The sequence below is a fragment of the Halococcus salsus genome, assembly GCF_009900715.1.
Lineage (GTDB): Archaea > Halobacteriota > Halobacteria > Halobacteriales > Halococcaceae > Halococcus > Halococcus salsus.
In genome coordinates, this window is sequence record NZ_JAAAJC010000003.1 from 80833 (window position 1) to 94785 (window position 13953).

Below are 13953 nucleotides of genomic sequence, written 5' to 3' on the forward strand. Positions count from 1 at the left end.
CGCTCCGCGCTCTGGGTGTGCTCGATACCTACCCGGACCTCGACCCCGACGAGGGCGAGGTGCTGACCGAGGAACTCCTCGTGACCGACGACGTGCTCGTGAAGGCGTTCGTGCTGGGCCCCGGCGCGGCCGTCGAGCCACACGCCCACGAGAACGCCACCAACGTCTTCCACGTCCTCGACGGGACGGTGGTCGTGACCCGCGACAACGAAGAAGAACTGATTTCGGCACCGGGCGTGGTCCCGAACGAACGCGGCGCGGTCCACGGCGCGCGCAACGAAACCGACGCGGTGGCGGTGCTGACCGCGAGCCTGTGTCCGCTGCCGTCCTGACTCAGCTCTCGTCGGAACCGGAATCCGTATCGCCGTCGTCCGTTTCTTCGTCGTCCACGTTCTCGTCCTCGACGTCCTCGTCGCGTTTCGCGAGCCCCGCGAGGTGGCCCGCCTCGGCGGTGACGATCTCGGCCCCGAGGCTCGCCGCGTTCTCGCTCCCGGGGAGACAGAACGCCGGGACGCCCTCGATGACCCCGGCCGTGGCGCGGGTGGCGACCACGCGGGTACCCACCTCCTCGCGCGAGCGCGCCCGGAAGAGTTCACCGAAGCCGGGGAGTCGTTTGTCGAAGAGGGGATCGACCGCCTCGACGGTGACGTCGTCGGGCGTCACGCCCGTGCCGCCGGTGGTGACGACCACGTCCACGTCGTCACGATTGACGAGGGAGTTCACTCGACCCTGGATCCCGTCGTAGTCGTCGTCGACGAGTTCGCGGGTCGCGACCGAGCCACCGTCGTCCTCGACCGCGGCCACGATGGCGTCGCCTGCCGGGTCGTCATCGAGGCTTCGAGAGGTGGAGACCGTGATCAGCGCGAAGGCGACCGGGCCGAAGTCGTGGTGGGCGTGGTCGGGTTCGTCGCCGTGGTCGTGGCTGTGGTGGTCGTCGTGGTCGTGGGAATCCGCCATGCGCTCGGATCGGTCGTCGCGAATAAAACGTCCCGCATCGCTTTTGTTCGACCCGCTCGTCGAGTCGGTATGAACCGGGGCCGACGCCGGAGTCGGATGGGGTGTGGCCGGGCGCGATGAGCGACGAATCCGTTCGCGACCCCGTGGCCGACCGTCCCCGAACCGAGTACGACGAGGTCGCCGCCGGCGCGGCCGACCGCGAGTTCGACTGGCGGGGCTGGACGCTGGTGGGGATGGTGATCCTCACGTTTATCGTCGCGCCGGTAGGGGTCTACTGGCTGGCCATCTCGGGCGAAAGCCTCGCCATGCTCGGGCTAACCTGGCGCGACACCTTCCTCGTGGTGCCGTTCGTCCCCGCGCTCGTGCTCGGGCTCACCGCCATCTGGGCCACCGCCCGCGCCTGAATCGGCTCCCGGTCAGCCGCCGTGCGGTGCGGTTGCGGTGGTGCTGTTGGCGCGCGCTCGCGGTCGTGCGCGAGTGAAACGAGCGCCGACCGCGGACACTGTGCGAGGGATGACTGAGGTGAGGAGCGAAGCGACGAGCCGAAGGAATCGGCTGGGGAGGCGTGTGGCCGGTTCGGGGCGGTTGCGGTTCTCGTTTGTACCAGCGTCAGCGCGGTTCCGAAACGACAGCAAACCGGTCGTCCGACTGAAAGCCGCGTTTGTTATTCGACCGGAACTTCCACGAGCGCCATTTCGTCGCTCGGCACCACGGTTTCGAGGGTCTCACCCAGCTCGTCCCACGTCTCGGGCCGATATCCCTCGATCCCGAAGCTCTCGGCGAAGGTCGTGAAGTCGGGGTTCGAGAGCTTCGTGCCGGTGCTCTCGTCCCGGTGGTCCTCCTGTTTCTCGGAGATCAGCCCGTAGTCGTCGTCGTTGAACAGCAGGATCGTGAACCCACAGCCCAGGCGGGTCGCGGTCTCGATCTCCGCACCGTTCATCAGGAACCCGCCGTCACCCGTCGCGGCGACGACGTTCGAATCGACGGCGAGGTCGGCGGCCACCGCGCCGGGTACTGAGATGCCCATCGTCGCCAGCCCGTTCGAGATGATGCAGGTGTTCGGCTCGTAAGTCGGGTAGTTCTGGGCGATCGCCATCTTGTGGCTGCCGGTGTCCGAGAGGAGGACGTCCGAGTCGGCCATCGCCTCCCGGAGGAGGGGCAGCGTGCGTTCGACGCTGAACGGGTCGTCGGCCTCTGGCTCCTGGGTCACGTCGTCGAGGATCGACTCCCGGAGGTCGGCGTACCAGTCGGTGTCGGTGGCGATCGCCTCGTCGTACTCCTGGATCGCCCGGAGACCGGCTGAGACATCCGAAACGATCTCGGCCTGGGGGTTGTAGTGCTCGTAGACCTCGGCGGGTTCGAAGTCGAGGTGAACGATCCGCTTTTCGAGGTCGGGGTTCCAGTTCTCGGGGTCGTGCTCGGCGATGTCGTAACCGACGGCGAGCACCACGTCGGCCCGTTCGATCGCGGTCTGAGCCTGGTCGTCGTCGCCCGAATCGAGGGTGAACAGCGAGTGGTCGTCGGCGTCCGAGACCGCGCCCTTGCCCATGTAGGTTCCTACTACTGGGATGTTCGTCTCGTCGACGAACGAGCGGAGACGTTCGGACGAGCGGGTTCGGATACCGCCGTTGCCGGCCAGAACGATCGGGCGGTCGGCGTCGGCGAGCAGCGAGGCGGCGCGCTCGACGGCCTTCTGGTCGGGGCTGGGCCGGCGGACGCGTTCACGGGGGCGGATCGGACGGTTGTGGGCCTCCTCGGCCGCGACGTCCTCGGGGAACTCGATGTGGGTCGCGCCGGGTTTCTCGTACTCGGCGAGTTTGAACGCCTTTCGGACCGACTCGTGGATGATCTCGGGTTCCGTGATCTGGGTGTTCCACTTCGTGACCGGCTCGAACATCCCTACGACGTCGAGGCGCTGGTGGCTCTCCTGGTGGAGGCGTTCGAGGCCGCCCTGGCCGGTGATCGCGACCAGCGGGCTCTTGTCGAGCTGGGCGTCCGCGACCCCGGTGAGGAGGTTGGTCGCGCCCGGCCCGAGGGTGCCCATACAGACCCCGGCCTCGCCGGTGAGCCGACCGTGGACGTCGGCCATGAACGCCGCGCCCTGTTCGTGGCGGACCGGGACGAACTCCACCGTCGAGTCGCGCATCGAGAACAGGATGTCCTCCAGCTCCTCGCCCGGGACGCCGAACACCCGGTCGACGCCCTCGACTTCGAGACATCTGACGAGTAGGTCGGAAGCTTGCATGGGAAACTCGACGGGTGCGACTCACAAGACTCCACCGGACCCGCGAAACGCGGACAGGACCGCCTCGCGACGGACGCATCCGCGACAATCCTTTTGCCCCGCCCGGGAGTAACTCCAGGTATGACAACCACCGACGAGATCGCGGGGTTCGTGGGCTCGGTCGCGTACGACGACCTCTCCGAGGACGTTCGTGAGGAGTTGAAGAAACGCGTGCTCGACTCGGTCGGCATCGCGGTCGGCGCGATGGACGCCGACGCGACGCGGGTCGTTCGCGACACCGTCGAGACCACCGCGGCGGGTGACGCGGCGCGGCTCTGGGGGTCAGATACCCGCGCCAGCCCGACCGGCGCGGCGATGTACAACACCTCGCTCACGCGCTACCTCGACTTCATGGACTCGTTCCTCGCGCCGGGCGAGACGCCCCACCCGAGCGACAACATCGCGAGCCTCGTGGCCTGTGGCGAGTACACCGACGCCAGCGGACGAGACCTCATCGAAGCGGTGGGGGTGGCCTACGAACTCCAGGCCGAGCTCGCCTGGAACGCGCCGGTTCGGGACAAGGGCTGGGACCACGTCACCCACACCGTGATCTCGGCGGCGGCGGGGGCCGGGAAGGTCCTCGGGCTCGACCACGAGCAACTCCGGAACGCGGTCGGGATCGCCGGGACGGCCCACAACGCGCTCCGGGTCACGAGGACTGGCGGAATCAACGAGTGGAAGGGCATCGCGAGCGCGAACGCCGCCCGGAACGCGGTCTACTCCGCCCTCCTCGCCGCGAACGGGATGGAGGGCCCCGTGAACCTCTTCGAGGGGCAGAAGGGCTGGAAACAGATCGTCTCGGGCGAGTTCGAGGTGGACCTCGATCCCGACTGCGAGCGCGTCTTCGACACCATGACCAAACGCTACGTCGCCGAGACCTACGCCCAGTCCGCCGTCGAGGGCGTCATCGAGCTCGCCGAGACCGCGGACATCGACCCCAAACAGGTCAACTCGATCCACCTCGACACCTTCCACGGCGCGAAGCTCATCATCGGCGGCGGCGAAGGGAGCCGCTACGAGGTCGAGACCAAAGCCCAGGCCGACCACTCCCTCCCCTACATGCTGGCAGCAGCCCTCATCGACCGCGAGCTCACCAACGAGGCCTACGACGAGGAGCGCATCCAGCGCGAGGACGTGCAGACCCTCCTCCGGAAGGTCGAGGTCGAGGAGGACGACGACCTCACCGAGCGCTTCGAGAACGGCGAGATGCCCGCCGTGGTCGACATCGAGCTCGGGGACGACTCGACGCGCCACGTCGAGAAGGACGCCTTCAGCGGCCACCCCACCCAGCGGATGACGTGGGAGCAGGTCGAGGAGAAGTTCGGGACGATGGCACGCGAGCGCTACGACGAGAGTAGGCGAGACGAGATCGTCGACGTCGTCAGGAACCTCGAAGACCACGACGTGACGGACCTCGTCGCCCTCCTCGATTGAGCGGGCGCGACGGTCGCGTATATGGTCGGCTTGAATGTGCCGGGAGTCGCTTTTAGCCGCTGGCGTCGATGTGTTCGACGTTGACGAGCATCGATCTCCCGGTCGGCGAGTACGCACGACCGGCAGGACGGGCGAGGAACCGCGAGCGGAGTACGTGATCGAATCATGGTAGAATGGACGGAACACGAGCCGCCGGAGGGACAGTATCAGGTTCTCGACGCCGAGGGAGCGCTCGACGGCGACCCGCCCGCGTTCGAGGAGGACGAACTCGTGGGGATGTACCGCACGATGGTCGCCACGCGGACCCTGGAGGAGAAGATGTTGAAGATGCAACAGAGCGGTGAGGCGAGCCTCGTCGCGCGGTCGCGGGGTGAGGAAGCCACCCCGCTGGGCTGTGCCGCCGCGCTCGCGCCCGACGACTGGGTCTTCTACACCTATCGACAGAACCCCGCGCTGCTCTACTGGGACTACCCGATGGACAACCTCATCGCGGGCTCGATAGGGGCCGAGCCCGAAACTATTGAAGAAGAACTCGGCCCGGTCGAGGCGGGCGTGAACTTCTCGCCGGACTACACTCCGGTGGGGGTGAACACCACCAACGCGGTCGGGATGGCGATGGCCGATAAGTTCAACGACCGCGACACGGTCTCGATGGCGTTCATCGGCGACGGCTCCACCAGCGAGGGCGCGTTCCACGACGCGATGAATTTTGCAGGGGTTTTCGAGCCGCCGGTCGTGATCGTCTGTCAGAACAACCAGTGGGCGATCTCCGAACCCTCACATCGGCAAACCGGCTCGGAGACCTTCGCCCAGAAGGGCGAAGCCTACGGCGTGCCCCACGAGCGCGTCGACGGCAACGACATCTTCGCGGTTCGTGAAAAGGCCGAGGAGGCCGTCGAGCGGGCGCGAAACGGCGACGGCCCGACGTTCATCGAGTGCGTGACCTACCGGATGGAGGAGCACAACACCTCCGACAACCCGGACGTCTACCGGGATCCGGAGGAGCAACGCGAGAAGTGGGAGGACCGGGACCCGCTCGACCGGTACGAGACCTACCTCCGCGAGGAAGAGATCCTCGACGACGACCTGGCCGAGGAGATCGCGGCCGAGCTCGACGAGGAAGTCTCGGAGGCGGTCGAGGCCGCACGGGGTGTCCCCGATTCGGAGCCCGAGCGGATGTTCGACCACCACCTCCACGGCGACTCGTGGGCGCAGGCCCACCAGCGGACGGAGCTCGAACGCGAGCAGAGTGGGAAAAATCCGTTCACCGACTTCACCGGGGAGGGGTTCGATGAGTGAGATCTACCCGGCCCCGGACCCGGACAACGAGATCGAGGGCGAAAGCGAGGAGATCGACCTCGTGACCGCGGTGAATCGGACTCTGCACCAGGAGATGGAGCGCGAGGCGTCGGTCCGGATGATCGGCTACGACATCGGCCCCATCGGCGGGGTCTTCCGGGCGACCCAGGGCTTGCTGGAGGAGTACGGCGAGGAGCGCGTGATCGACACCCCGCTCGCGGAGAACGGGATCCTCGGGACGGCGGTCGGGATGGCGATGGCGGGCGAGCGGGTCGTCCCCGAGATCCAGTTCATGGGCTTCTCGTACCCCGCTTTCGGCCAGTTCATGTACGCGATGGCGAAGATGTACGACCGGACGGCAGGGAGTATCGAACTCCCGATGACCCTCCGGATGGCCTACGGCGGCGGGGTCAAAGCCCTCGAATACCACCAGGAATCCACCGAGACCTACTACGCGCACACGCCGGGCGTTCGGGTGGTCTGCCCGAGCACGCCCTATCAGGCGAAGGGTCTGCTCGCGGCGAGCATCCGGGACGACGATCCGGTGGTGTTCCTCGAACCCAAACGGATCTACCGCGGCGGGAGCCAGGAAGTGCCAACGGAGGAGTACACCCTGCCGCTCGACGAGGCCCGGCTGGTTCGGGAGGGCGAGGACGTCACCGTGTTGACGTGGGGCGCGATGGTTCGCCACGCGGTCGCGGCGAGCGACGCCGTGGATGCGGACGTCGAGATCGTCGACATGCGGTCGCTGGCCCCGCTCGACGTCGAGACGGTGCTCGAATCGGTGAAGAAGACGGGGCGGTGTGTCGTGCTCCACGAGGCGCGCCGGAGCCTCGGCCTCGGCGCGGAGCTCTCGGCGCTGGTCAACGAGTACGCGCTCGACCGGCTGAAAGCCCCCGTCAAGCGGGCGACGGGCTACGACGTCCACTTCCCGGGCCACGACATCGAGGACGACTACCTGCCGGACGCCGAACGCGCGCAGTACGCCATCGAGGCGGTGATGAACTATGAATTCTGATTCACACACCCGACCCACGAACCGCACGGCGACAACCGCGATCCGATCCATCGGGGACGAGCGATGAGCTACGAGTTCGAACTCCCGGACCCCGGCGAGGGACTCACCGAGGCCGAGATCGTCTCCTGGCAGGTCGCGGAGGGCGACGAGGTCGCGGAGGACGACGTGCTCGCGGAGGTCGAGACGGACAAAGCCGTCACCGAAGTCCCGTCGCCGGTCGCGGGGACGGTGACGGAGATCACCGCCGAGGAGGGCGAGACGGTGGACGTCGGGACGGTCATCGTGGTCTTCGACGGCGACGAGGACGGTGGCGACGAGTCGGCCGACGAAGAAGCCGAGGAGTCGGAGGACGAGGGAACCGACGGCGAGGAAGCCGAGGAATCGGACGGGTCCGAATCCGAGGACGAGGCGGAAGACGGAGACCAGGAGGGAGCGGACGAGGAGAGCGAGGGCGACGAGCCGAAGCAGGCCGCCACGAGGGTCGACGACGGCGACGAGAGCGAGGACGGGTCGACGGCGGACGGGGAAGCCGACGAAGGGTCGGAGCCCGAAACCGGCGACGGACGGGTGTTCGCCGCACCGAGCACCCGGCGCTACGCCCGCGAGGAGGGTGTCGACCTCGCGGACGTGGATGGGTCCGGCCCCAACGGTCGGGTGCTCCGCGAGGACATCGACGCGCACGCGAGCGGCGAGGGTAGCGAAGGCGACGAGGGTGCAGCGGCCGAGGCGAGTGGAGCGGGAGACCTGCACCCGAGCGTCGACATCGAGCCGACGTCGGTCGACGAGGACGAGTCGCGCTCGGAGCGCTACGACCTCTCGGGACTGCGGGCGCGGATAGCGGAGAACATGACGCGCTCGAAGACCGTCACCGCCCACCTCACCTCGGAGTTCGAAGCGGATGCCACGGAGCTCGTCGCGCTGAAGGAGCGGCTGAACGAAAAGCACGACGTTCACGTCACCTACACACCGATCCTCCTGAAGGCGGTCGTCCCCGCGCTGAAGGAGTTCCCGTTGGTGAACGCGAGCATCGACGATACGACCGGCGAGATCGTCGAGAAGCACTACTACAACGTCGGCTTCGCGACCCACACCGAGGACGGCCTGATGGTCCCCGTCATAGAGGACGTCGACCAGAAGTCGCTGGTGGAGGTCGCGACGGAGTTGAACGATCTCGCCGAACAGGCCCGCGAGCGCTCGATCGACATCTCGGACCTCCAAGGCGGGACCTTCACGATCACGAACCTCGCACTCGACGGGGAGCACCGAACGGGTGGCACGCCGGTCATCAACCACCCCGAAGCCGCGATCCTGGGTATCGAGCCGATCGCGGACAAACCGGTCGCGGTCGACGGCGAGGTCGAGGTCCAAACCAGAATCCCGCTCTCGCTCTCGTTCGACCACCGCCTCATCGACGGCGTGACCGCGAACCGGTTCATGGAGCGGCTCATCGAGGGGATCGAGGACCCCGACATCCTGCTCTCGCGGCTCTGAATCGGCCTTTAGGGGTCCGGTTGGGCTGGCGCGCGGTCCGGATCGGAGACGGCGGTCGAGAGAACGTCCGGCCGAACTACTCGCCGGCGTCGATGTCGGCCCGGCCGCTGGTGGCGCTCAGGAGTCGGTCGCGGAGGTCGTCGCTCTCGGCCGTCGGGATCCGAACCCGGAACGCGACGCGTTCGTCGTAGCGCGCCTCGAACTCGACGTCGGCGCTCTCGAGGATCCCACGCACGAGCCCGGAATCGTCGTACTCGACCTCGACGACGACCGTCTCGTGGGGTCGTGACTCGACGACCCCCGCGTCCTCGACCGCGACTTTCACCGCACGGGCGTAGGCACGCGCGAGGCCGCCGACCCCGAGGTTCGTCCCGCCGTAGTAGCGGGTGACGACGGCCGCGACGTTTTCGAGCTCCTCGCGCTGGAGCACCGTGAGCGCGGGTTTGCCCGCCGAACCGCCCGGCTCGCCGTCGTCGTTCGCGTACTCACGGAGCGGGTCGGCCCGAACCCGGTAGGCGGGGACGTTGTGGGTCGCGTCGGCGTGGTCGGTCGCGATCCCCTCGACGAACGCCTCCGCCTCGTCGACCGACCCGACCGGCGCGATACGACCGACGAACCGCGAGCCGCGCTCCTCGAAGGCGGCCTCGCCGCGGGTCTCGACGGTTCGGTAGGTTTCGGTCACTCCAGTTCGAGCCGTCGGACGAACGCCATCTCCCGGATCTCGGTGAGGACCGCGCCCGGGAGCGGGTCGTCGGTGATCACCGAGAGCGTCGGGACGTCGGTGAACTCCGGGTCCTCCGAGATCGTCTGTCGGATCGAGACTCCGTGGTCGGCGATCGCACCCGTGACCGCGGCGACGATCCCCGAGGCCTCCGCGTCGGCGACCTCGACGGTGAGGACGGATAGATCGAGCACCGGCGCGAGGTCGCGGAGGCTCGGCACCGCCGAGATGTTGTGGAAGATGGGCCGGAGTTCGTCGTCGGCCAGCAGCGCGTCGGTGGTCGAGTCCACGACGCGTCTGTCGACGCCGACCTCCGCGGCGACCTGGGTGTTCGGGATCTCGATCCCGCCCGAGACCACCCGCCCGCTCTCGTTCACCGAGAAACCGCGTTCGAGCAGGAGCCGGACGACGGCCTGCTGGCCCGGGCTTCCCGCGAACTTCGCCATGATCTCGTCGAACATCGTCTGTGCACCTCCGTATCGCACCCGCGGGGTTAATTCAACTGGTCGGCCTCCTCCAGCGTGCGCTCGGTCCCGGATCGTCGCCATTCGGCTGCGTTCTCGCGGGTTTCGGTGTTGAGGAGCACGTCGAGCTTCCGCTCGAACTGTGCCTCGGTGAGTTCGCCGCGGGCGTAGCGTTCGCGGAGCGTCGCGAGGCTATCGGCGTCCCGGCTGCTCTGGTCGGCCGCCTCCTCGCCGTACCAGTGGGGGTACCGCTCGCGCCAGTACTGGTCGGCGTAGTAGCCGAGATCGGCCGTCCGCCCTCCATGCCGGTAGTACGTGAGCACGGCGAGGAAGGGCACGAGAAGGATGCCGACGGCGATGACGACGTCCGCCAGCGCGAGCCCGAGGATCGAGAGCGAGAGGAAGAGCAGCCCCACCGCGACCGCCCCGCCGGTCCCGACGGTCAACGAGCGCTCGAACGCGGTGTGGTCGGTCGGTTTCGGCACAGCGATCGACTGACGGCCCACCGAAAAGTACCTTTCCACTGGCTCCTCTCCGAGTGACCGAACCCGTCGGCAGGGGTCGAACCGCTACTCGGAGAGGGTGCCCTTCGTGCTCGGGGCCCCCTCACGGCGGTCGTCGGGCCGGGTAGCGTCGTCGAGTGCCCGCGCGACCGCCTTGAACAGCGCCTCGATCTCGTGGTGGGCGTTCTCGCCGGCGACCTCCGTGTGGAGGGTCAGGTTTGCGTTCATCGCGAGCGAGCGGAAGAAGTGCGGAGCCATCGCGCTCGTGAACTCGCCCACCCGGCCCTGGGAGAATTCCCCGTCGAATTCGAACAGCGGGCGACCCGAGACGTCGACCACCACCCCGGCGACCGCCTCGTCGAGCGGCACTCGCCTATCGGCGAACCGGTGGATCCCCGCCCGATCGCCGAGCGCCTCGTCGAGGGCCGTCCCGAGCGCGATCGCGACGTCCTCGATCGTGTGGTGGTCGTCGACGTGGAGGTCGCCGTCACACGAGACGTCGAGGTCGAACAGGCCGTGTTTCGCGAACGAATCCAGCATGTGGTCGAGGAAGCCGATCCCGGTGTCCGTGGTCGACTCGCCCTCGCCGTCGACCGCGAGCGTCACCTCGATCGTGGTTTCGGCCGTCTCGCGCTCGACGGTCGCACGCCTGGTCATGCGAGCCCTCGGCGTAGCGGGCATAAGGCGGTTTTGCTCGGTCGCGTGGCGCTCAGTCCCCTTCGAGCGCCGTGATGGCGTCCTCGAGCGTGAACCGCCCCTCGTAGAGCGCGGTGCCGACGACGGCCGCGCTCGCGCCGGCGTCGCGGAGGGTTTCGAGGTCGTCGAGGGTCTCGACCCCGCCGCTCGCCACGACCGGGACCGAGACCGCCTCGGCGAGCCGGCGCACACGGTCGGCGCGGACGCCTTCGAGCCGGCCCTCGACGTCGACGTCGGTGAAGAGGATCCCGGCCGCGCCGCGGTCCTCGTAGCCCGCTGCGGCTTCGACGGGGTCTATTCCTGTACCCTCCGTCCAGCCTGAGACCACGACCTCGCCGTCGCTGGCGTCGAGGCTGACGACCACGCTCTCGGGGTGGGTGTCGCTGATCGCCGCGACGACCTCGGGGGTCTCGACCGCGGCCGTCCCCAGGATGACCCGGTCGACGCCGGCGTCGAGGAGGGAGCGGGCGTCGGCTGCGGTCCGGATGCCGCCGCCGAGCTGAACGGGGACGTCGACGGTCTCGACGATCCGCTCGATCGCGGTCGCGTTGCGCCGCTCGCCGTCGAACGCCCCGTCGAGGTCCACGAGGTGGAGGGTTCGCGCGCCCGCCGCGACCCAGCGTTCGGCCGCCTCGACGGGGTCGCCGTAGGCGGTCTCGCTACCGCGCTCGCCGCCGACGAGCTGAACCACCTGCCCACCTTCGATGTCGACCGCGGGAACGACTTCGAACGAATCGTACATGGGTCGCGTAGGCGGTCGCGCGGCCTTAACGCCCTGCATGTGCGGCGGACGGCTCCAGGTGGACGACCGATAGCGCCGTGGTCGCGATTCGGGACCTCGGAATCAGCCTCGATCTCGGCGCTGAGGTTTGGGCGAGCCGAATTCGGGAACGAAAACATCTAACACCTTCGGGGGAGAACGAGCTATTGATGCCTACCGTAGAATACGTCAACTACGAAGTGGTCGACGATCAGGGCTGGGATGTTGAGGACGACGACCTCTTCGAGAAGGCCGCGGACGCCGGACTCGACGAGGAGGATTACGGTTCCATCGACGTCAACGAGTCCGAGTACATCCTCGAAGCCGCCGAGGCACAGGGCTACGACTGGCCGTTCTCGTGCCGCGCTGGTGCGTGTGCGAACTGCGCGTCGATCCTCAAAGAGGGCGAGATCGACATGGACATGCAGCAGATCCTCTCGGACGAGGAAGTCGAGGACCGCAACGTCCGCCTGACCTGCATCGGGTCGCCGGCGGCCGACGAGGTCAAGATCGTCTACAACGCGAAACACCTCGACTACCTCCAGAACCGCGTCATATAAGCCGACCCCACCGTTTTTTCGCGCGTCGCGTTCGGACGGATCGCTATCGAAGAGCTGTTGCGTCGGGATCCGGTTTATGTCCTCCGACGACCAACTGGAATTATAACCCGCCACGGAGAACCGCTGTCGAAAGATGAAACGCCGCCAGCTGATCGGAGCGATAGCAACTGCGGCGATAGGAAGCGCGGGTTGTGTGAGTGGCCTATCTAGTCTCGTCAAAACTCCTGCTCATACCGTCTCCGTCTACAATCTCAGCGAAAAGCGAGCCCGAGAGGTGGAGGTCAGCGTGCGAAACAGCGCCGACGAGATCCTCTTCGAGCGTTCGTATGCCTTCTCCGAATCCGTTCAGGCGTCCGAGAGCGAGACGTTCCCGGCATCGGACGATCCCGCAACGGTGCTCGTCACTGTCGATGGGAAACGGTACGAGAGGCAGTGGCCGGCTTCGGATTGTAACGGGCTATCCGTGTGGGAAGGTCTCGACGTGAAGATCTTCGGCAAGATGGATCCGGAAAGGGACGTTTACACGGGCGGTAACTGCCAGACTGCGTATATGGGAGATTGAGCGAGACGCGTCAGTCGCCAGCGTATTTCGCGCCGACGGCGTCGAGGTCCGCGCCGTCGACCGACGACCGGAAGCCGTGCATCCCGTCGTCGCGCGTGATGCCGTAGTCGTTCGCGTGGAGCTCCGCGACCCGTTCGAACTCCTCGTCCGAGAGTCGGGGGGTCTCCGGCGCGGCGGCCCACTCGTTGATGTCGGCGGCGGTGCGGAAGGTCGGCGTCACCGAGGCGACCGCGTCGTGGGCGAGCAGCCACTGGATCGTGGCCTGGCCCATCGTGCGCTCGCCGTCGCGTTCGAGGAACCGGAGCTGTTCGACCTTCTCCCAGCCGGTGTCGTACCACTCGTCGGGCCGGAAGCCCCGGTGGTCGCCGGCGTCGAGTTCGGTCTCGGGCGTGACCTGCTCGTTGAGGATCCCCGAGGAGTGGGGCACCCGCGGGACGAGGCTGGTCTCGGCGTCGAGGTCCTCGATGGTCTCGATGAAGTGCTTGCCCGGAACCTGCTCGAAGAGGTTGAACACCACCTGGACGGCGTCGAACTCGTTCTCGATCGCCGCGTCGCCCTCCGCGAGCCAGCCGATCGAGGGCCCGAGCGCCCAGCCGAGCGCCTCGACTTTGCCCTCCTCTTTGAGTTCGTCGAGGGCTTCGAGGATGTCCTCGTCCACCTCGTCGACGTTGGCGTTGTGGAGCTGGAGGAGTTCGACGTGGTCGGTGTCGAGCCGGTCGAGGCTCTTCTCGACCGACTCGTGGATGTACTCGGGCGTGATGACCTTCGGAAGTTCGCCGTGGCCGGCCTGCGGGTTGTTGTAGAAGTCGTAGCCGACCTTGGTGGCGATGGTGACCTCGTCGCGGCGGTCGGCGAACGCCTGGCCGACGAGCTCCTCGCTCCGGCCGTGGCCGTAGACGTCGCCGGTGTCGAAGAAGGTGATCCCCCGATCGGCGGCGTGACGAAGCATCTCGATGCTCTCGCGCTCGCTCCGGTCGCCCCACCAGTCGGTGCCGACGGTCCACGCGCCGAAGCCGACCTCGCTGACCTCGACGTTCGAGCCCCCGAGTTTCCGGTATCGCATGGTCGCGGTTGGGCCCGGCCGCACTTATCCGGCGCGGTCAGTCCTCACGAAGTAGATCACCCGAAAGGGCGAGGATGGTGGGGCGGCGGGTCGGAACGTATCGCCGTTCGACAGTTACATTCCGTCCCCTATCGTATCCCG

At 67.5% G+C, this 13953-nt stretch carries 16 protein-coding genes; 8 read left to right on the forward strand and 8 right to left on the reverse strand.

The genetic code is table 11. The features are described 5' to 3' along the window. Nucleotides 1-17: 17 nt before the first annotated feature. The gene (locus tag GT355_RS09930) at nucleotides 18-332 is read left to right on the forward strand and encodes a cupin domain-containing protein (RefSeq protein ID WP_160134493.1); all 315 of its coding nucleotides are present in this window, start codon (nucleotides 18-20) and stop codon (nucleotides 330-332) included. A gap of 1 nt (nucleotide 333) precedes the next feature. Here the strand turns inward: GT355_RS09930 and GT355_RS09935 are convergent, their stop codons facing one another. Next, a complete protein-coding gene (locus tag GT355_RS09935) occupies nucleotides 334-957 on the reverse strand; it encodes a MogA/MoaB family molybdenum cofactor biosynthesis protein (RefSeq protein ID WP_160134494.1) in 624 nt (207 codons plus the stop codon). Nucleotides 958-1073: 116 nt separating this feature from the next. On the opposite strand from GT355_RS09935, the gene GT355_RS09940 reads away from it, so the two are divergent. Beyond that, entirely contained in the window at nucleotides 1074-1361 is a 288-nt protein-coding gene (locus tag GT355_RS09940) for a DUF7977 family protein (protein ID WP_160134495.1), read from the forward strand. A 260-nt stretch (nucleotides 1362-1621) separates the two neighbouring features. On the opposite strand, the gene GT355_RS09945 is transcribed toward GT355_RS09940, so the two are convergent. Next, nucleotides 1622-3202, reverse strand: coding sequence for an acetolactate synthase large subunit (locus GT355_RS09945; protein WP_160134496.1), 1581 nt, complete (start codon nucleotides 3200-3202; stop codon nucleotides 1622-1624). 120 nt (nucleotides 3203-3322) lie between these two features. Between GT355_RS09945 and GT355_RS09950 the strand changes: the two genes are divergently transcribed. The 4 genes from GT355_RS09950 to GT355_RS09965 all read left to right on the forward strand — a co-directional run bounded on the left by GT355_RS09950 (nucleotide 3323) and on the right by GT355_RS09965 (nucleotide 8483). Continuing rightward, complete coding sequence (locus tag GT355_RS09950; RefSeq protein WP_160134497.1) at nucleotides 3323-4675, forward strand: MmgE/PrpD family protein; 1353 nt, start codon at nucleotides 3323-3325, stop codon at nucleotides 4673-4675. A gap of 165 nt (nucleotides 4676-4840) precedes the next feature. Further along, the gene (locus GT355_RS09955) at nucleotides 4841-5974 is read left to right on the forward strand and encodes a thiamine pyrophosphate-dependent dehydrogenase E1 component subunit alpha (RefSeq protein WP_160134498.1); all 1134 of its coding nucleotides are present in this window, start codon (nucleotides 4841-4843) and stop codon (nucleotides 5972-5974) included. Beyond that, on the forward strand, nucleotides 5967-6992 hold the full coding sequence (locus GT355_RS09960; protein WP_160134499.1) for an alpha-ketoacid dehydrogenase subunit beta: 1026 nt from the start codon (nucleotides 5967-5969) through the stop codon (nucleotides 6990-6992). Before GT355_RS09955 ends, GT355_RS09960 begins: the two co-directional genes overlap by 8 nt. Nucleotides 6993-7055: 63 nt before the next feature. Next, nucleotides 7056-8483, forward strand: coding sequence for a dihydrolipoamide acetyltransferase family protein (locus GT355_RS09965; protein WP_160134500.1), 1428 nt, complete (start codon nucleotides 7056-7058; stop codon nucleotides 8481-8483). Between the two features lie 76 nt (nucleotides 8484-8559). Here the strand turns inward: GT355_RS09965 and GT355_RS09970 are convergent, their stop codons facing one another. The 5 genes from GT355_RS09970 to hisA form a co-directional block, all read right to left on the reverse strand. Further along, on the reverse strand, nucleotides 8560-9165 hold the full coding sequence (locus GT355_RS09970; RefSeq protein WP_160134501.1) for an IMPACT family protein: 606 nt from the start codon (nucleotides 9163-9165) through the stop codon (nucleotides 8560-8562). After that, entirely contained in the window at nucleotides 9162-9665 is a 504-nt protein-coding gene (locus GT355_RS09975; protein ID WP_160134502.1) for a TrpY family transcription regulator, read from the reverse strand. Before GT355_RS09975 ends, GT355_RS09970 begins: the two co-directional genes overlap by 4 nt. A 32-nt stretch (nucleotides 9666-9697) precedes the next feature. Continuing rightward, entirely contained in the window at nucleotides 9698-10153 is a 456-nt protein-coding gene (locus tag GT355_RS09980; protein ID WP_160134503.1) for an SHOCT domain-containing protein, read from the reverse strand. A gap of 84 nt (nucleotides 10154-10237) precedes the next feature. Further along, the gene (hisB, locus tag GT355_RS09985) at nucleotides 10238-10828 is read right to left on the reverse strand and encodes an imidazoleglycerol-phosphate dehydratase HisB (protein ID WP_160134504.1); all 591 of its coding nucleotides are present in this window, start codon (nucleotides 10826-10828) and stop codon (nucleotides 10238-10240) included. A 52-nt stretch (nucleotides 10829-10880) separates the two neighbouring features. Further along, nucleotides 10881-11609, reverse strand: coding sequence for a 1-(5-phosphoribosyl)-5-[(5-phosphoribosylamino)methylideneamino]imidazole-4-carboxamide isomerase (gene hisA, locus GT355_RS09990; protein WP_160134505.1), 729 nt, complete (start codon nucleotides 11607-11609; stop codon nucleotides 10881-10883). Between the two features lie 188 nt (nucleotides 11610-11797). On the opposite strand from hisA, the gene fer reads away from it, so the two are divergent. Together fer and GT355_RS10000 are read left to right on the forward strand one after the other, a co-directional pair. Continuing rightward, complete coding sequence (gene fer, locus GT355_RS09995; protein WP_120074063.1) at nucleotides 11798-12187, forward strand: ferredoxin Fer; 390 nt, start codon at nucleotides 11798-11800, stop codon at nucleotides 12185-12187. 133 nt (nucleotides 12188-12320) lie between these two features. Beyond that, nucleotides 12321-12749, forward strand: coding sequence for a hypothetical protein (locus tag GT355_RS10000; protein ID WP_160134506.1), 429 nt, complete (start codon nucleotides 12321-12323; stop codon nucleotides 12747-12749). Nucleotides 12750-12759: 10 nt separating this feature from the next. On the opposite strand, the gene GT355_RS10005 is transcribed toward GT355_RS10000, so the two are convergent. Further along, nucleotides 12760-13812 (reverse strand): aldo/keto reductase, encoded by a 1053-nt coding sequence (locus tag GT355_RS10005; protein ID WP_160134507.1) that lies wholly within the window; start codon nucleotides 13810-13812, stop codon nucleotides 12760-12762. Nucleotides 13813-13953: the final 141 nt, after the last annotated feature.